Annotated in this window: 13 protein-coding genes; 7 read left to right on the top strand and 6 right to left on the bottom strand. The window is 64.6% G+C overall.

Going from position 1 to position 17,161, the window contains the following annotated elements; translation table 11 throughout:
- Position 1 precedes the first annotated feature (1 nt).
- Entirely contained in the window at positions 2 to 406 is a 405-nt protein-coding gene (locus tag BN1969_RS03330; protein ID WP_050622995.1) for a hypothetical protein, read from the top strand.
- 45 nt (positions 407 to 451) lie between these two features.
- Complete coding sequence (locus BN1969_RS03325; RefSeq protein ID WP_050622994.1) at positions 452 to 1,516, top strand: NAD(P)H-dependent oxidoreductase; 1,065 nt, start codon at positions 452 to 454, stop codon at positions 1,514 to 1,516.
- A gap of 109 nt (positions 1,517 to 1,625) precedes the next feature.
- On the opposite strand, the gene BN1969_RS03320 is transcribed toward BN1969_RS03325, so the two are convergent.
- Both BN1969_RS03320 and BN1969_RS03315 read right to left on the bottom strand, forming a co-directional pair.
- Positions 1,626 to 2,384: a M23 family metallopeptidase gene (locus tag BN1969_RS03320; RefSeq protein WP_050622993.1), complete on the bottom strand. Its 759-nt coding sequence runs from the start codon at positions 2,382 to 2,384 to the stop codon at positions 1,626 to 1,628.
- 133 nt (positions 2,385 to 2,517) lie between these two features.
- Positions 2,518 to 2,964 (bottom strand): GNAT family N-acetyltransferase, encoded by a 447-nt coding sequence (locus BN1969_RS03315; protein ID WP_050622992.1) that lies wholly within the window; start codon positions 2,962 to 2,964, stop codon positions 2,518 to 2,520.
- Between the two features lie 245 nt (positions 2,965 to 3,209).
- Here BN1969_RS03315 and BN1969_RS03310 point away from each other — a divergent pair, with 245 nt between their 5' ends.
- From BN1969_RS03310 to BN1969_RS18815, 5 genes are all read left to right on the top strand, one after another.
- Positions 3,210 to 5,543 (top strand): SpoIIE family protein phosphatase, encoded by a 2,334-nt coding sequence (locus tag BN1969_RS03310; protein WP_050622991.1) that lies wholly within the window; start codon positions 3,210 to 3,212, stop codon positions 5,541 to 5,543.
- Between the two features lie 327 nt (positions 5,544 to 5,870).
- Positions 5,871 to 6,146, top strand: coding sequence for a hypothetical protein (locus BN1969_RS03305; RefSeq protein WP_050622990.1), 276 nt, complete (start codon positions 5,871 to 5,873; stop codon positions 6,144 to 6,146).
- 97 nt (positions 6,147 to 6,243) lie between these two features.
- Positions 6,244 to 8,091: an asparagine synthase (glutamine-hydrolyzing) gene (gene asnB, locus BN1969_RS03300; protein ID WP_050622989.1), complete on the top strand. Its 1,848-nt coding sequence runs from the start codon at positions 6,244 to 6,246 to the stop codon at positions 8,089 to 8,091.
- A gap of 212 nt (positions 8,092 to 8,303) precedes the next feature.
- Positions 8,304 to 9,071, top strand: a complete 768-nt coding sequence (locus BN1969_RS03295; protein WP_050622988.1) for an ABC transporter ATP-binding protein — start codon at positions 8,304 to 8,306, stop codon at positions 9,069 to 9,071.
- A complete protein-coding gene (locus tag BN1969_RS18815) occupies positions 9,061 to 10,920 on the top strand; it encodes an FtsX-like permease family protein (protein ID WP_050622987.1) in 1,860 nt (619 codons plus the stop codon). The genes BN1969_RS03295 and BN1969_RS18815 overlap by 11 nt, the downstream gene beginning before the upstream one ends.
- A gap of 54 nt (positions 10,921 to 10,974) precedes the next feature.
- On the opposite strand, the gene BN1969_RS03285 is transcribed toward BN1969_RS18815, so the two are convergent.
- From BN1969_RS03285 to BN1969_RS03270, 4 genes are all read right to left on the bottom strand, one after another.
- Positions 10,975 to 12,582, bottom strand: a complete 1,608-nt coding sequence (locus BN1969_RS03285) for a peptide chain release factor 3 (RefSeq protein ID WP_050622986.1) — start codon at positions 12,580 to 12,582, stop codon at positions 10,975 to 10,977.
- Positions 12,583 to 12,624: 42 nt separating this feature from the next.
- Entirely contained in the window at positions 12,625 to 14,226 is a 1,602-nt protein-coding gene (locus tag BN1969_RS03280) for an ABC-F family ATP-binding cassette domain-containing protein (RefSeq protein ID WP_050622985.1), read from the bottom strand.
- 281 nt (positions 14,227 to 14,507) lie between these two features.
- Positions 14,508 to 15,809, bottom strand: a complete 1,302-nt coding sequence (locus tag BN1969_RS17795; RefSeq protein WP_050622984.1) for a DUF4129 domain-containing protein — start codon at positions 15,807 to 15,809, stop codon at positions 14,508 to 14,510.
- Complete coding sequence (locus tag BN1969_RS03270) at positions 15,806 to 17,026, bottom strand: DUF58 domain-containing protein (protein ID WP_050622983.1); 1,221 nt, start codon at positions 17,024 to 17,026, stop codon at positions 15,806 to 15,808. Before BN1969_RS03270 ends, BN1969_RS17795 begins: the two co-directional genes overlap by 4 nt.
- Positions 17,027 to 17,161 lie beyond the last annotated feature (135 nt).

Raw genomic sequence — 17,161 nt, 5'->3', positions numbered from 1 at the left:
CATGAGAGAAAAAATTTTGGCCCACCGCATCCGCTGGCTTATCGGTCTCTGTACATTTCTGGTGCTTTTCGGCTGTTCTGGCTTCCCCATCTATAATTTCACCACAGGGCGGCAGCTTGGCAGCTGGTATTTTGTGCTAATGCTCTGCTTTGGTTACTTTGAGATCGGACAGCTCCTGGGTGTGCTGTATAGCCGGAACAAGGTGTGGAGATCAGCTGCCCTCGCCCTCGGTATGACGCTTTTGGGGCTGGCCTGCCGGTTTTTGATGGAGTTTGGTGAGGTGTCCAATACCTACAACTTTACGCCCCCCAATGTGGCGCTCCACCTCTCTGTCGCTGCGGTGATCACCGCCCTGGGGTCCCTGTCCTTTGTGGACGGTCGGCGGCCACCCCTGGGAAAAGACTGAACTTTCCGGTCTCTCCGCACATCAACTTTTGAAGAAGGCGATCTCATGTCCATCATTTTGATCCATCCATACCCGGGCCGGCCGGAGGCGGACGTCCGCCTGTCCGGTATCCTCTCCCACGCCCTGGCGGACCGGGAGGGGAGGACCATCCGCACCGCGGAGGAGCTGGACCTGAGGCCGGGAGACCGGGTCCTGTTTGCCCTGGCCCTGGACGGGGCGGGGCAGAATTTGGAGTATTACCGCATGCTCTCCCGGCTGCGGCGGGAGCCGGACCTGCTGGAGGGATGCACCGCCGCGCTGATCGTGGATGGCCCCGGAGAGCTGTACACCAAATCCACCGCCGGAGAGCTGGCCCTAGCCGCAGATATGGCGGGATGCACCCTCATCGGGCGGCCGCTGGTGGAGGGGACGGGCTCCCTGGCCAACTTCCGCGTCCAGGCCAAAAACCTGGGCACCGACCTGATGGGGGCCTATCTGGCGGCGGCACAGGAGCTGGTCCAGCGTCTGGACACCTTCACTTTCCCCAAAAAGGAGCGGCCTGAGCTGCTGGTCCTCCACGCCTCCAGCCACCACACATCCAACACCATGGCTCTGTGGGCAGGGGTGCGGGAGCGGCTGGGGGAGGTGTGCAGTGTCCAGGAGATCGGCCTGCGCAACGGGACACTGGACGACTGCTCCGGCTGTCCCTACACCATGTGTATCCACTTCGGGGAGAAGGGGGAGTGCTTCTATGGCGGAGTCATGTCCCGGGAGGTCTATCCCGCGGTGCGCCGGGCCGACGGGGTGGTCATGCTGTGCCCCAACTACAACGACGCACTCTCCGCTAATCTCACTGCCTTCATCAACCGCCTCACCGCCCTGTTCCGCCAGACCCGCTTCTATGACAAGGCCCTGTTCGCCCTGGTGGTCTCTGGCTATTCGGGCAGCGACTTGGTGGCCCGGCAGCTGATCTCGGCCATGAACATGAACAAGTCCTTCTATCTGCCAGGACGCTTTGCCCTGCTGGAGACAGCCAATGACCCAGGGGAGGCCATGGGGCTGCCCGGGGTCCGGGATCGGTTGGACCGGTTCGCGGACCATATGCTGGAAGTCCTGGCCCGGCGGGCTTGAAGAGGGCCCTTCTCCCTCGGTGAAAGGCATGGCGGGGCGGGGGATAAGATTATTCCGCAGACAGCAAAGGGCTCCACACCCATCAAGGGCGTGGAGCTCTTTTGATCCTTCAGCGCTGGGGCAGGTAGCTCACAGGGTCCACCGCCTTGCCGTCCTGGGCCATCTCCAGATGGAGATGGGAGGGGCGGCTGCTCTCGGCGATGGCGGTCTCACCCACCACGCCCAGCACGGTGCCGGTGCTGACGGTGTCACCCTCCGAAACAGTTGGCTTGGCGCTGAGGTTGCAGTAGATGCTGGTCAGGCCGTCCCCGTGGTCCACTACCACGCAGGTGCCCATCAGGTCGTCATCGTAGACTCCCTGGACCGTGCCCGCGCTGATGGCCAGCACGTTGGTGCCCACGCTGGCGGCGATGTCCACGCCGCTGTGGGTGCGCCAGTCGCCCATGGTCTCATCATAGGCCAGCACCTCCAGGCTGAAGCCGGAGAGGATCTCCCCCTTCACCGGCCAGGTGAAGACAGCGGGAACAGGATCCTCCTCCACTGGCTGGACCGTCTCGGCCGGCTCCTCCTCCACGGTCTGGGGGAGGGAAGCCTCCTGGCTCCCGCTCTCCTCTGGCTCGGTCACAGTAGGCGTGGTGGGTGTGGTGACAGAGGGAGTGGTATGGGGGGGAGCCGCATTCTGGCTGCTGTCGGGAAGGACCACGGTGGGGCTGCCGGTGACCGGTTCCGCCTCTCCGGGGGTGCTGCTGACGGTGCGAACAAGGTAATAGCCCGAAATTCCAATGGTGGCGACACAGAGGAAAAGGACTATGTAGAAGCCCTTTCCCAGTACGAAGTCGCCCAGTTTCTGAAATACGGTTCGTTTCATGGAACCACCTCCGAAGCCTATTGTGGACAGGCCCGGGGATGGTTATACATTCCAGAGAAAAAATTTTATGGCACTTCTGCCCTCTGAGCAAAAATCGACCGCGCGATGAGCGCGGCGGGGGACTGCCCTCAGATCATGGAAGGCAGTCCAGAGAAAAGCAGACCCGGTCCTCCTGCTCTTCAAAGCCGGTTTTTTGATAAAAGTGGTAAGCGGGCGCGTTTCTTTTGGTCTGGAGCGAGATGTTCCGAAAGCCGTGCTGACAGGCATAATTTCGGATCAGCTGGATCCACAGGGACCCGAACCCTTGTCCCTGATGTTCTGAGGCAATGCACAGGTCGTCAATGCAGTATTCAATGCCATTGTACCAGTGCCGCAGACGGCCCAGAGAGATCCCAATCAGGACATCTTCCGAAAAAAGTCCCAGGGCCAAAGAATTCTGATTGCCCATCACGTCCAGAATATAGGAATGAAACACATCCTCATCCTCCCAGCGGTCACACCAGGGTTCCGCCGAAAAGGCATCCCGGATCAGTCCTTTGACGGCCTGCTCATGCGCCATCCCCAATACTTTTAACATCATTTCTGTTGACCTCCTTTTCTCTGTTTCCATAAAAAAAGCCAGACTGAAACAGCCTGACTGATGGTAGGTGCTCACCCAATAGGTCTATTGTTATAATATCATATTGCCTGGCAAAAAGCAACCGGAGGGAAAAAGGCCGCCGGAGGAAATCGTCTCCTGATTCCGACCATGTTTTTCCAAATAATGGATTATAATGTGGGGCACAACGTTCCGGACAAGCCGGAAGCTACATAGGAGGAGACGAGATGGCGGCCAGAGAGGATCTGAAAATGCGGCTGACGAGGCTGCGGGGGCAGACGGCCCGGCTGGGGCGGACAGGGCTGAGCGGCCCGGCGGTGCTGCGGACGGCAGAGGTGGGCATCCATCTAATGCTGGCGGCGGTGCTGGCAGGGGCGGAGGTGTTCGGCGGCTTCGCCCCCTTCGGCGTGGCCATGGTGGGGGCATCAGGCACCGGACTGTGCGGCGGGGCGGCCCTGCTGGGGGCGGGATTCGGCTATCTGACCCTGCTGGGCTTCTCTGATGCGCTGCGCTATCTGTCCGCTGCCATCCTGACCTTCGCGGTGGGCTTTGCATTTTACGACATGAAGCTCTTCCAGAGGCCCTGGACCATGCCCGGGGTGGCAGGCCTGATGAACGGCTGCACCGGCTTCATCTACCTGTCCCAGGGGGGCTGGCGAACAGTGGACGTGATCTACTTCCTTAGTGAGATCGCCCTGACGGTGGCCGCGGCCTGGTGCTACCGGGTGCTGCTGCTGCCTATACGGCGGGGGAGCGGGGAGGGGGTATGCTCCGCAGCCCGGCGGACCGGGGCCCTGGTCCTGGTGTGTACCACCTTGATCTCCCTCTCCAACCTGTATCTATGGAAGGATGTCTCCTTCGGCCGGACGTTGGGAGCCTGTCTGGTGCTGGCGGGGGCCTGGCAGGGCGGACTGGCGGCAGGAGCCGTACTTGGGGTGACCATCGGCTTGTCCATGGATCTGGCGGGCTCGGGCGTCCCACTCTACGCCATGGCCTGGGGGCTGGCCACTCTGGCAGCAGGGGCCTTCCGGGGCAAGAAACGGGTGTGGGCGGCGGCGGCCTTCGCGGCGGCGGACGGGGCCGCCGTCCTGTGGACCTGGGACCGGGGGCTGACCCTGGCCATCCTGTATGAGGTGTTTCTGGGTTCGGTGGCTTTTTTCATGGTGCCGGAGCGCCAGTGGAAGCGCTTGGGAGGCCTGCTGGCCCCAGCCCCGACGGCGCCCCCGGATGGCAGGGCCCAGGGCTATGTGCAGAAAAAGCTGGAGGCCACCGCCGCCGCCTTCCGTACCTTGTACGAGTCCCTGCGGGGCTCCTTCCGGGTGCCGGAGAACGACAACGATGTGGCGGCGGTCTTTGACCGGGCGGCCTGTCGGGTGTGCCGGACCTGCTCCCTCCGGTCCAGCTGCTGGGAGCGGGACTATGTGACCACCTTCAACGCCCTCAACGACGCCACGGCCCCCATGCTGGAGCGGGGGCGGGGAGTGGCCAGCGACTACCCCCGCTACTTCGCCGACCGCTGCCTCCACTTCCCCGCCTTTGTGGAGGCGGTGAACCAGGAGCTCACCGCCCTGCTCTACCGCCGGCAGTACAACAGCCGCATCCGGGAGAGCCGGGCGGCGGTGTGCCGGCAGTATGGGGAGCTGTCCGCCCTTCTGGGGACGGCGGCGGCAGAGCTGAGCCGGGAGCTGATCCCGGACCCGGCAGGCAATCAGAAGCTGAGGCGGCACCTGGCTCTGCTGGGACTGGAGATGGAGACGGCAGTGTACCGGGACGAGTACGGCCGTCTGCGGGCGGAGCTGAAGGGGGAGGGATGCCAGACTCTGGACACACCGGAGGAGTTGGCCGCCCTATCGGATCTGCTGGGTGTGCCTACCCGAGCGGAGGCGGGGGAGGAGAGCCTGACTCTGATCCAGCTGGAGCCGCTGATGGCGGTAGCGGGCGTGGCAGCCCGGAAGAAGGACGGGGAGACGGTGAGCGGGGACGCCGGGACCTACTTCAAGCGGGAGGACGGCACCCTCTATGTGCTGCTGTGCGACGGCATGGGGAGCGGGCCCGGGGCGGGCCGGGAGAGCTCCCTGGCTGTCCGCCTGCTGGAGCAGTTCCTGATGGCGGGGGTGGAGACGGGCCACGCCCTGGCCACACTGAATTCTGCCCTGGCCCTTCGGGGAGAGGAGGAGGGGGGGTTCACCACAGTGGACCTGCTTCAGGTGGACCTGTTCACAGGGGAGGGGGCGGTGTACAAGCTGGGAGCTGCCCCCACCTATGTGCGGAGAGGGAGCTCGGTGCGGCGGATCGCAGGCAGCTCCCTGCCCGCTGGGCTGGCCCCTTCGGAGCACGCGGTGCCCGACCATACCCGGCTGCGGCTGGAGGCGGGGGACTGCGTCCTTATGGTCAGCGACGGCATCGCCGGAACTGGGGACGACGCCTGGGTCCGGGAGCGGCTGGCTAAATTCGATGGGGAGAGCCCCAAGGAGCTGGCCCGGAGTCTGATCACCGACAGCCCGGAGGGAGCCACCGATGACCGCACCGCCTTGGTGGTGCGGATCGCGCGGAGAACGTAGAGGTCAAGTGCGCGGACCCTTTGCCTGGCAGCAAATGCCCCTGGCGGCCGTATGGATGCGGCCGCCAGGGGCATTTTCCTACGGGATCAAAGCCGCCCCTGGAGCACCGGGATGAGAAGGATCACGGCCAGATTGACCGCACATACCAGCGCCAGGGACAGCAGCTGCTCCTTGGATTCATCGTCCATCTCCGCCCCTCCTTCAGATCTCTTGGCAAGATCCAGTGTACGGCGGGCCGGGCCGGAATATACCCGGTAAAATTGGGCAAGAATAACTGTGTACACAGGGGGCTCACGGCAGGGGCCCCGGAAACGGAGGAGGTATCTCATGGTCAAAGGCATCACACGCCAGGTCATCCTGGTGAAATCCCCGGACCCCAAGCTCTTCGAGGAGGCCATTTTCATCGTGAAAGAAGAGGCATTGGCCAGAGAGGGGGTCAGCGCGGACCAGGTCATCCGGGAGGCCAGACAGGCGGCGGACGGCTATCTCCGCCGCAGCCGGGCATGGAACGCCCGGGGCAGGCAGCTTCCCGGACCGGCCTGGGGAGCTGCGGGGGCGGTCCTGGCCTCGCTGGCCTGGGGGCTGGGTCTGTTTCTGCTGTAACAGACCTGAGGCGCATGCATACAATGGGATGTGGACCGGGCGGCGGCGGACCCGTCTGCCCGGGCTCCCGGTCCAAGGCTGATAAAGGAGCTTACTTATGTGCGGTATCTGCGGATTTTGTGATTTTACCCGGGACAACGCGGGCCCGGTCTGGCGGGAAGCGGGAGAGCGGATGGGGGAGACCCTTGCCCACCGGGGACCGGATGGAAAGGGACTCTGGCAGGGAGCGGACTGCGTCCTGGTCCACCGACGCCTGGCGGTCATCGACCCGGAGCGGGGGCAGCAGCCTATGGCCCGGGTGCGGGACGGCGTGGAATATGTGTTGATCTACAACGGCGAGCTCTATAACACCGATGAGCTGCGCCGGGAGCTTCGGAAGCTGGGCTTCTCCTTTGAGACGGAGTCGGACACCGAGGTGCTGCTCAACGCCTGCATCGCCTGGGGGGATGGGGCGGCCCAACGGCTGGAGGGCATCTTCGCCTTTGCTTTCTGGGACGGGGGGCGGAGGCGGCTGATGTGCTGCAGGGACCGGTTCGGCGTCAAGCCATTCTTCTATGCCTGGAAGGACGGGGCACTGGTGTTTGCATCCGAGCTGAAGGCACTGTTCCAATATCCGGGCCTAGAGCCACGGCTGGGCCGGCAGGGGCTGTGCGAGGTGCTGGGCATCGGCCCCGCCCGTACAGCGGGGGCAGGTGTATTCGAGGGGATCCGGGAACTGAAGGGGGGCTGTCAGCTGACGGCCGGCCCGGAGGGCCTCCAGATCCGTCGGTACTGGGCACTGGAGAGCCGCCCCCACGAGGACGGCTACGAGGAGACGGTGGAGAAGGTGCGCCATCTCCTGGAGGGAGCGATCCGGCGGCAGCTGGTCAGCGACGTGCCCCTGTGCACCTTCCTGTCTGGCGGGCTGGACTCCTCCATCATTACCGCGGTGGCCGCCCGGGCCTATCAGGAGCAGGGGCGGGAGCCCCTGGAGACCTACTCCTTTGACTATGTGGGCAACCGGAAGCATTTCAAGGCGTCCGCTTTCCAGCCGGACGCCGACGCTCCCTGGGTAAAGAAGGCGGTCCGGGCACTGGGTACCCGACACCGGGTGCTGCGGTGCGACATCCCCTCCCTGCTCCAGCTGCTCCCTGAGGCCGTGGAGGCCAAGGACCTGCCGGGGATGGCGGATGTGGACTCCTCCCTGCTGTATTTCTGCCGGAAGGTAGCGGAGCGGCACACGGTGGCCCTTTCCGGGGAGTGCGCTGACGAGGTGTTTGGCGGCTACCCCTGGTTTGAGCGGTCGGAGCTGCTGGAGGCGGACACCTTCCCCTGGTGTCCGGACCTGGAGTTCCGAAGGGCGGTGGTGAAGCCAGAGCTGTGGGAGAGCCTCCAGGTGGAGGACTATGTCCAGGCCCGCTACCAGCAGTCCCTGGCGGAGATGCCGGCCCTGCCGGGGGAGGCCCTGTGGGAACGCCGCCGCCGGGAGGTCGGCTGGCTGTCCCTGAACTGGTTCATGTCCACCCTGCTGGACCGGAAGGACCGCATGAGTATGGCCGCCGGGCTGGAGGTGCGGGTCCCCTTCTGTGACCACCATCTGGTGGAGTATGTGTGGAACATCCCCTGGGCAATGAAGGCTATGAACGGGCAGCGCAAGCAGGTGCTGAGGGACGCGGCCGAAGGCCTGCTCCCGGAGGAGCTGCTCCGCCGGCCCAAGAGCCCCTACCCCAAGACCCACGACCCCCTGTATGAGCAGCTGGTCCGGGCCAGGCTGCTCACCATCCTGGACGACCGGGACGCCCCCATCCACAGCCTGGTGGACGAGAAAGCCCTGCGCGCAGGGCTGTTGTCCGACGCAGGGGACTATGGAAAGCCCTGGTTCGGGCAGCTGATGGCCGGGCCCCAGATGCTGGCCTACCTCATTCAGATCAACGAATGGATGTCCCGATACCACTTGACTGTCTGACCTGCGGTGACAGTGCGTTTCTCCTGTTTGTTCCTCCTGCTTTCTGGCGCGCCCCATCCGGGGCGCGCTTTTTTGTCCCTGGCTTTATGATTTCTTAAGAAAACCCTAAGAGCTCCTTTAGAGCATTTGAAGCAACTGTATGGTATCATTCATACAGTTTCAATAAACCATTTTGGGGCGGCGGAGCCGCCTGCGGCAAGGAGCGCATGAATATGGAAGAAATCTTGAAGGTCACAGACCTAAAAAAGGTCTATGGAAAGCGGGGGGCCGCTACGACGGCCCTGAACGGGGTCAGCTTTTCCCTGAGAGGCGGAGAATATGTGGGCATCATGGGGGCCTCCGGCTCGGGCAAGACCACTCTGCTCAACTGTGTCTCCACCATCGACCGGCCCACCTCCGGCTCCATCTTGGTAGATGGGAAGGAATTGTCCGACCTGAGGGGAAAGGAACTGGCCCGCTTCCGCCGGGAACGGCTGGGCTTTATCTTTCAGGACTGCAACCTGCTGGACACCCTGACGGCCTTTGAGAATATCGCCCTGGCCCTGTCCATCGTCAGGACGCCGGCGGGAGAGATCCGGGAACAGGTGGAGGAGAACGCCCGGCTGCTGGGCATCCAGGACTGTCTGGACAAATACCCCTACCAGATGTCCGGCGGGCAGCAGCAGCGCTGCGCTGCGGCCCGGGCCATCGTCACCCGACCCGCCCTGGTGCTGGCCGACGAGCCCACCGGCGCGCTGGACTCCAGATCCGCCCGGATGCTGCTGGAGCGGCTGGAGGAGCTGAACCAGATCCGGCAGACCACCATTCTGATGGTGACCCACGACGCCTTCACCGCCAGCTGCTGCCACCGGGTGATCTTCCTGCGGGACGGGCAGATCTTCCTGGAACTGAGCCGGGGCGGGATGGACCGGCGGGCGTTCTTCGCCCAGATCATCCGGGTAGTGTCCCAACTGGGAGGAGAGATGGAAGATGTTCTCTAAGCTGGCCCTGCGGAACGTCCGCCGCTCCTTTCGGGACTACGGGGTGTATCTGCTCACCCTCACCGTTGGCGTGTGTCTGTTTTATACCTTTAATTCCATTGACGGGCAGGGGGTAATGGTCTATCTGGCTCAGAGCCAAAACCCCATGGCCCAGCTGATCCAGACCATTCTGGATATTTTCTCCGTCTTTGTGGCGGTGGTGCTGGCCTGTTTGATCCTGTATGCCAACACGTTCCTCATCCTCCGACGCAAGCGGGAGCTGGGGACCTATCTGCTGCTGGGCCTGAGCCAGCGGCAGGTGTCAGGACTGCTGGTGCTGGAGACGCTGGTCATCGGCCTGATCTCTCTGGCGGCGGGGCTGCTGTTGGGCCTGGCGGCCTCCCAGGGCCTGTCTGCCCTCACTCTGTCCATGTTCTCCATCCGGGTAGACGCCTTCGCCCTGGCCTTCTCCCCTCGGGCAACGGTGCGCACAGTGGGCTATTTCGGCCTGATCTTTCTGCTCGTGATGGTGTTCAGCGGCATCCAGGTGTCCCGGGCCCGGCTTATCGACCTAATGCAGGGGGAGCGGAAAAATGAGGAGCTGCGGGAGAGGCCCCTGGGGCTGGCGGTGGTCCAGTTCGTGCTGGGGGCGGTCTGCCTGGCGGCCGCCTATGCCATCCTGCTGACCTTTGGCATGGCCATCGCTGTGGCGGTCCTGCCCATCTGTGCGGCCATGCTGTTCCTGGGCACCCTGGGCACTCTGCTGATTTTTAAGTCCCTGTCCGGCTTTGTGGTGAAGCTGGTCCAGAGCCGGCCCGGGCTCTACTTCCGGGGGCTGAACCTATTCACCCTGCGCCAGTGGCTGAGCAGGGTCCACTCCACCTACCTGTCCATGACGGTCATCTGCATCCTGCTGCTGCTGGCCGTCGGCATCACCGCCAGCTCCATCGGACTCAACTCCACCTTGGAGGCGGCGGCCGATGAAGAGGCTCCCTTTGATCTGACGGTACAGAATCAGTCCGCCGACAGCGCGGGCCTTGTGGACTTCCCGGCCGTGCTGGCGGAGGGCGGCTTTGACCTGGACCGTCTGGGAGAGCAGCTGGACGTACTGTTTTACTACAATGACCCAGCGGTCACCGGGGTGGAGGAGGTGTCGGCGGCTATCCGGCTCTCCGACTATAACGCCCTGCTGGCCCACGGCGGGCGGGGGAGCTGTCATGAGGAGGTGCCCATGGTGCCTGACGACCCAGAGCGCCGGGCGGTCACCGGCGGGCTGTCCCTGAGCTACGCAGTGGTCCCAGACGAGCTGGCTGGACAGCTGGAGGTGCGGCGGCAGGTGTGGTTTGTGGACTACGCCGGAGGGGACGAGGAGCGGACGGAGGCCGAGTTGCTCCAGCTGATCCGCCCCCTGGACCTGGACTACGCCCTCCACTTCTCCAGCCGCCTGGACGCCTATCAGAGCATCATGGGCTCCAAGATCCTGGCCCTGTTTCTGGGGCTGTATCTGGGCTTCACCTTCCTGCTGGCGGCGGCCGCGGTGCTGGCCCTCCAGCAGCTGAGCCAGGCGGCGGACAACCAGAAGCGGTACGCCATGCTCCGCCGGCTGGGGGCGGACGACGGCCTCATCGCCCGCTCGGCCTCCCAGCAGGTGGCTCTGGCCTTCCTGATGCCCCTGGGGCTGGCCCTGATCCACTCCATGGTGGGGATGAAGGCGGCCAACGACATCATTGCCACGGCGGGCGAGGTGGACTCGGTGGGGAGTAGCCTGGCCACAGCCGCTGTGCTGATCCTGGTCTACGGAGGCTACTTCCTGGCCACAGCCCTGGCCTGCCGTCGGATGGCCCGGCAGAGCTGGACCAAGCTTGAATGAAAGAACAGCGGCTCCGCGGAAGAGAGCTTCCACGGAGCCGCTGATTTGATGTTTTTAAAATTTTGCGCCGCCGAACTCTGCCAGCTGAAGGCCCTTGTTCCGGTCCTGGACCCACTGGATGGACCACTGGGAGGCGAATAGCAGCAGCTGATTGCCCTTGTAGTCCTCCACCAGCTTGGCGTCGTTGGGGAGCAGCAGGTCCTCCTCCTTCAGCGGGGGGGCGTCCTCGTCCTCCTTCACGATCCAGCGCAGGTACTCGAAGGGCAGGCCCTCCTTGTACAGCTCCACGTTGTACTCGCTGCGCAGGCGGTACTCCAGCACGTCGAACTGAAGGGTGCCCACCACGCCTACGATGACCTCCTCCATGCCGGTGTAGGGGGTCTTGAAGATCTGAATGGCGCCCTCCTGGGCGATCTGCTCCACCCCCTTGAGAAACTGCTTGCGCTTCATGGTGTCCACCGAGCGGATACGCTCAAAGTGCTCCGGGGCGAAGGTGGGGATGGGGTCGAACTGGAACTTTTTCCCTGGGGCGCACAGGGTGTCCCCGATGGAGAAGATGCCCGGGTCGAACACGCCGATGATGTCCCCGGCGTAGGCCTCCTCGATGATCTCCCGTTCTGCCGCCATCAGCTGCTGGGGGCGGGAAAGACGGATCTTCTTCCCGCCCTGGAGGTGGTAGACCTCCTTATCCGCATCAAAACGGCCGGACACCACCCGCATAAAGGCGATGCGGTCCCGGTGGGCCTTGTTCATGTTGGCCTGGATCTTGAAGACAAAGGCGGAGAAATCGTCATCAAAGGAGTCGATGATATCCTCTCCCGCCTTCCGGGGCAGGGGAGGCGTGGTCATGCGGAGAAATTCCTCCAGAAAGGGCTCCACGCCGAAGTTGGTGAGGGCGGAGCCGAAGAACACCGGGGACAGCTTCCCGTGGCGCACCCGGTCCATGTCGAAGTCGCAGGAGGCCCCGTCCAGCAGCTCGATCTCGTCGGTGAGCTGGTCCTTTTTGGCCTGGCCGATGAGCCCGGCCAGAGCCGGGTCGTCCAGCTCGATCTGGGTGGCAGTGGCGGCCCTGGCGTTGGTGTTGGAGGTGAAATGGATGATCTGGCGGTTCTGGCGGTCGTAGACGCCCTGGAACTCCTTGCCGCAGCCGATGGGCCAGTTCATGGCGTAGGTGTCGATGCCCAGCTCCTTTTCCAGCTCCTCGCACAGCTCAAAGGGGTCCCGGGCCTCCCGGTCCATCTTATTGATGAAGGTGAAGATGGGGATGTCCCGCATGGCGCACACCCTGAACAGCTTCCGGGTCTGGGCCTCCACGCCCTTGGCCGCGTCGATGACCATGACGGCGGAGTCGGCGGCCATCAGGGTGCGGTAGGTGTCCTCAGAAAAGTCCTGGTGTCCCGGGGTGTCCAGGATGTTGATGCAGAAGCCTTCATACTGGAACTGCATCACCGAGGAGGTCACCGAGATGCCGCGCTGCTTCTCGATCTCCATCCAGTCGGAGGTGGCCGCCCGGGTGTTCTTCTTGCCCTTCACCTGGCCGGCCTGGGCGATGGCCCCGCCGTAGAGCAGGAACTTCTCCGTCAGTGTGGTCTTGCCCGCATCGGGATGGGAGATGATGGCAAAGGTCCTTCTGCGCTTGATTTCAGATTCATATTGAGACATGAGCTTCACTCCTGAGTCAGTGGGATGGGGGGCAGGCGGCGCTCAGCCCTGCTGCTCCTTCTGCCGCTCCAAATACTCGTCATAGGTCAGCTTCCGGTCGATGAGCCTGCCGTCCTCAGTGAAGTCGAAGACCCGGTTGCACACCGTCTGGATGAGCTGGTGATCGTGGGAGGAGACCAGCACATTGCACTTGACCGCCTCCAGGCCGTTGTTCAGGGCGGCGATGGACTCCAGATCCAGGTGGTTGGTGGGCTGGTCCAGCATGAGCACGTTGGCCCCGGACAGCATCATCCGGGAGAGCATGCACCGCACCTTCTCACCGCCGGAGAGGACCTTCACGGGCTTATACACCTCGTCGCCGGAGAAGAGCATCCGGCCCAGGAAGCCACGGAGATACTGCTCCTGGGGATCAGGGGAGAACTGGCGCAGCCACTGTACCAGATTGTCGTCGCAGTCCTTGAAATATTCGGTGTTGTCCTTGGGGAAGTAGGAGAAGGTGGCGGTCTGCCCCCACTTCACAGTGCCCTCGTCGGGCTCCATCTCGCCGGCGAGGATCTTGAACAGGGCGGTGTGAGCGTTCTCATTGTCACCCACAAAGGCGATCTTGTCCCCGTGCTCCACAATGAAGGAGACCTTGTCCAGCACCTTCACCCCGTCGATGGTCTTGGATACATCGGTGACAAAGAGGATGTCCTTGCCCACCTCCCGGTCGGGGGAAAAGCCCACCCAGGGGTAGCGGCGGGAGGAGGCAGGCATCTCCTCCACGGTGAGCTTGTCCAGCAGCTTGCGCCGGGCAGTGGCCTGCTTGCTCTTGGACTTGTTGGCGGAGAAGCGGGAGATGAAGTCCTGGAGCTCCTTGATCTTCTCCTCGTTCTTCTTGTTCTGATTCTTGATGAGCTGCTGCACCAGCTGAGAAGACTCATACCAGAAGTCGTAGTTGCCCACATACATCTTGATCTTGTTGTAGTCGATATCCACGATGTGGGTGCAGATGGTATTGAGGAAATGGCGGTCGTGGCTGACCACGATGACGGTGCCCTCAAAGTCTAGCAGGAAGTCCTCCAGCCAGTTGATGGCGTCGATGTCCAGGTTGTTGGTGGGCTCGTCCATCATCAGAATGTCCGGATTGCCGAACAGGGCCTGGGCCAGCAGCACTTTCACCTTCAGACGGGCATCCAGGGTGGCCATGTCGCTGGTGTGATACTCCGTGCCGATGCCCAGCCCCTGGAGAATGCGGCTGGCGTCACTCTCCGCCTCCCAGCCGCCCAGTTCGGCGTACTCCTCCTCCAGCTCACAGGCCCGCATTCCGTCCTCGTCGGTCATCTCCTCCTTGGCGTAGATGGCCTCTTTCTCCCTGCCCACCTCATATAGGCGCTGGTTGCCCATGATGACGGTGTCCATGACGTTGTAGGCATCATAGGCGTTCTGGTCCTGCTTCAGTACCGACATGCGCACGTTGGGCAGGATGGACACGGTGCCGCTGGTGGATTCCAGGTCCCCGGACAGGATCTTCAAAAAGGTGGACTTGCCAGCCCCGTTGGCGCCGATGATGCCGTAGCAGTTGCCCCGGGTGAATTGCAGGTCCACGTGAGAAAACAGGGGCTGTCCGCCGTACTGCAGCCCCAGATCGGTGACGGTGATCATAGTCGTCTCGCTCCTTACACTCCATGGTAAAAACAGTTTGCGTCCGCTCAGTGCACAAAGGGCGGCACGCCCGCGGTCTGCCCGCCCCGAAACGCCGTGCGGTCCTCTGCACACTGAGGTTACTATCTTATCACAAACAGGAGGAAAAGGATAGAGTATTTTCCGGAAAATTGGGGGCATTTTTTCGTTTACAGCTGTTTTTTTGACCAACAGGACAGCGGAAAGGGAGAAAAAGCGCCCCAGGACTCTCCACTGGGAGATCTCGGGGCGCGGAGGGGGAGTCAGTGCCGTGCGGGCCTCTCCGGCGGACGGGAGGCCAGGCGCAGGGCTCGGCGGAGCTCTGAGGCTCGGGCTGGGGAGAAGGCGGGGGCTCCGCCGCCGAAGTAGAGCTGGTCCAGACAGCGGGCCAGCTCCCCCAGCTCTTGGGCACAGCCGGGCAGCTCCGCCGCCGCCCGGTCCAGGAAGGCGCGGCAGGTCTCCCCCGGCCGGCGGCCCCTGCGGCGGCGCTTCAGGCGGCGGTCCAGCCACACCAGCACGCCGGCGGGGGTATTCCGCCGGGCCAGGTAGGTGAGCTGGAAGCGGACGCGGTCCGCCAGCCGGGACCACAGCATTGCCAGGGTGTCCCGTGGGCTGCGGCGGTCCACGACGCGGCCCCTGCGGACCGGAGGGTGGGACCGGGTGCGGCTTCCGCCCCGGCGGAGGGCCCAAAGGATCGCGCCGACGCCGGCCAGCAGGACCAGGCCGGCCAGCACATAGAGGACCGCATCGCTGCTCTGGACGGCCTCGCCGGCCGGGCCGCCTGCGGCGGAGATGGGATCGGGTAGGTTTAGGGAGCCGGTCTCCGGGGCAGGGAAGAGGGAGAAGAGCCAGCGGAAGAACCGGTCCAGAAGGGCCAGCGCCCCAGAGGCCAGCTCACGCAGCCAGCCGGTGAGGGCGGTGAGGGCCTGGGCGGCGGTGCCGGTGAACAGCAGCACGCACAGGGCTGCGCCCCCGCCCAGGGCGGCCAGCAGAAGGAGAAGGAGCAGACGCCCCCGGAGGGAGCCGGCGGCCTGTCCGCCGGGACGGCTGTTGGAGGCTCTCTGTCCGGCCAGGGCTGCCAGGGCCAGCAGAGTGCCGGCGGCGGGGGCCAGGGCTGTGTCCAGGGGGAGGACACCGGCGGCGGTGCACAGGGCGGCGGCCAGCAGGACCAGGGAGGCGGTCTCGAAGGAGACCATCAGCTGCTCCGCGGGCGTGGGGCGGATCAGCAGCTCATAGCAGCGGAAGTAGGAGAAGCCCCACATGGCAAGCAGGCACAGCCAGGACAGCAGGGAGGGATAGCGCACCCCCCACAGCCAGACGACGGCCCCCTGGAGGGCCAGAGCGGCCAGCGCCAGAAGCAGGACGGAGCGCTGGGTCCGGGGGCGCCGGAGAAACAGGGCCAGCCCCCCACAGGTCAGGGAGAGGCAGACGCACCAGATGAGCAGGCCGGCCGGATCAGACCGGCCGGTCTGACGGAAGGCGAAGATGGAGAACAGGGTGTGCAGGGCAGTCACATTGGACAGCAGGCCGGCCAAATCGACAAGGCGGGAACGGCTCTGGTTCACGGGCGGCTCCCCCCTTTCCGCAGGGAGTCCAAGGAGAGGGACCGGAACCCGGCCCGGGCGGGGACCTCCCAGTCCTGGGCGCACAGCACCCACAACTGCCCTGGGTCCAGCCGCTCCATCAGGGCGGCGGGGAGGCGGCTGCCGGAGCAGGTGATCAGATAGGCGGTGCCGGACTGGGGGACCGCGTCGGCGGCGAAGCGGGAGGGGAGAAAGGCCGGCCCCTGGGGGGAGCGACTCTCCTCTGGGACCCGCTGGGCCAGGCAGCGGTAGCCCGCCAGATAGAAGAGCAGGTCGTCCCCGCCGCCCTCCCCGGAGGAGACGGTCATGGGACCGAAGAGGCGGGAGTGGGGGAGGGAGAGGGAGCAGTCCACCCCTGCGCCAGACAGGCCGGAAAGGACGGAGGCCAGTACCTCCAGGGCCCCCTCCAGCTCCCTCCAGTCCTGGGAGAGACCGCAGAAGGACTCCCCATCCAGCAGAAAGCGCAGCCCTCTGGGCTGGATGGTCTGGTACAGGTTCACCGGCGTGCCCTGCTCCCGGGCGGCCATGCGCCAGTTGATATGCTTCCAGCTGTCTCCGGGCTGGTACTCCCGGCAGCCCCGGAGCACGGTGTTGTCCTCCATCCACCCCTGACGGCCGGCGGCGCAGTCCCACTGGGGGCGGAGAAAGAGGGAGAGGTCCACCTCCACCGGCCGGGGATAGACGGCGATGGCGGGGATCTGCCCGGCGGGGAGGGGCTGTTCCCCCTGGACCAGCCCGAAGCCGTCCCCGGAGCGGGCCACCAGTCGGTGGACCCGGTACAGTCCCCGCAGCTGGGCAGTCCAGGTGCTCTCAACCTGGATGGTCTGCCAGCTCCCCACAAAGGAGAAGGACTGGCGCAGGGCGGGGACCGGGGCGCCCCCTTCCTGATCCGGGGCGGGCTGCAGATAGGACTCAAAGGCATCGTCGGGGGTGAGGCACCCCTCCTCCGGGGCGTTTTGGGACAGCTCCAGCCAGATCAGCGGCAGAGACTTCCCGTTCTCCAGATGGTAGATGAGCTGGGTCTGCTGCCCGGGAAAGAGCCGGGGGCGGGGGCACTCCACCTGGATGGAGACGCCGCGTATGGCTCTGCTCCCCCACCACCGGGCGGCCAGCCCCAGCAGGAGGAAGAACAGGCATACCCCCGCCACCCCGCCGCTGCCCAGGCGCAGGGCCAGCAGGACCCCGGCCCCGAACAGCACCANCGCCCAGCCCCAGCAGGAGGAAGAACAGGCACCCCCCCGCCCCCCCGCCGCTGCCCAGGCGCAGGGCCAGCAGGACCCCGGCCCCGAACAGCACCAGGGCAGGGGAAGAGATCAGCAGGCTGGAGCCCCGGC

The organism is Clostridium phoceensis, from assembly GCF_001244495.1.
GTDB classification, from domain to species: domain Bacteria; phylum Bacillota; class Clostridia; order Oscillospirales; family Oscillospiraceae; genus Lawsonibacter; species Lawsonibacter asaccharolyticus.
Note: the sequence above shows the minus strand (reverse complement) of the source record. Positions and strands in the feature narration are given on the sequence as shown.

Bases quoted from the DNA above. Each gene is read 5' to 3' on its own strand.
- BN1969_RS03315 (WP_050622992.1), bottom strand. From the start codon at position 2,964: ATGATGTTAAAAGTATTGGGGATGGCGCATGAGCAGGCCGTCAAAGGA.
- BN1969_RS03325 (WP_050622994.1), top strand. From the start codon at position 452: ATGTCCATCATTTTGATCCATCCATACCCGGGCCGGCCGGAGGCGGAC.
- BN1969_RS18815 (WP_050622987.1), top strand. From the start codon at position 9,061: ATGTTCTCTAAGCTGGCCCTGCGGAACGTCCGCCGCTCCTTTCGGGAC.
- BN1969_RS03305 (WP_050622990.1), top strand. From the start codon at position 5,871: ATGGTCAAAGGCATCACACGCCAGGTCATCCTGGTGAAATCCCCGGAC.
- BN1969_RS03295 (WP_050622988.1), top strand. From the start codon at position 8,304: ATGGAAGAAATCTTGAAGGTCACAGACCTAAAAAAGGTCTATGGAAAG.
- BN1969_RS03280 (WP_050622985.1), bottom strand. From the start codon at position 14,226: ATGATCACCGTCACCGATCTGGGGCTGCAGTACGGCGGACAGCCCCTG.
- BN1969_RS03330 (WP_050622995.1), top strand. From the start codon at position 2: ATGAGAGAAAAAATTTTGGCCCACCGCATCCGCTGGCTTATCGGTCTC.
- BN1969_RS03310 (WP_050622991.1), top strand. From the start codon at position 3,210: ATGGCGGCCAGAGAGGATCTGAAAATGCGGCTGACGAGGCTGCGGGGG.
- BN1969_RS03320 (WP_050622993.1), bottom strand. From the start codon at position 2,384: ATGAAACGAACCGTATTTCAGAAACTGGGCGACTTCGTACTGGGAAAG.
- asnB (WP_050622989.1), top strand. From the start codon at position 6,244: ATGTGCGGTATCTGCGGATTTTGTGATTTTACCCGGGACAACGCGGGC.
- BN1969_RS03285 (WP_050622986.1), bottom strand. From the start codon at position 12,582: ATGTCTCAATATGAATCTGAAATCAAGCGCAGAAGGACCTTTGCCATC.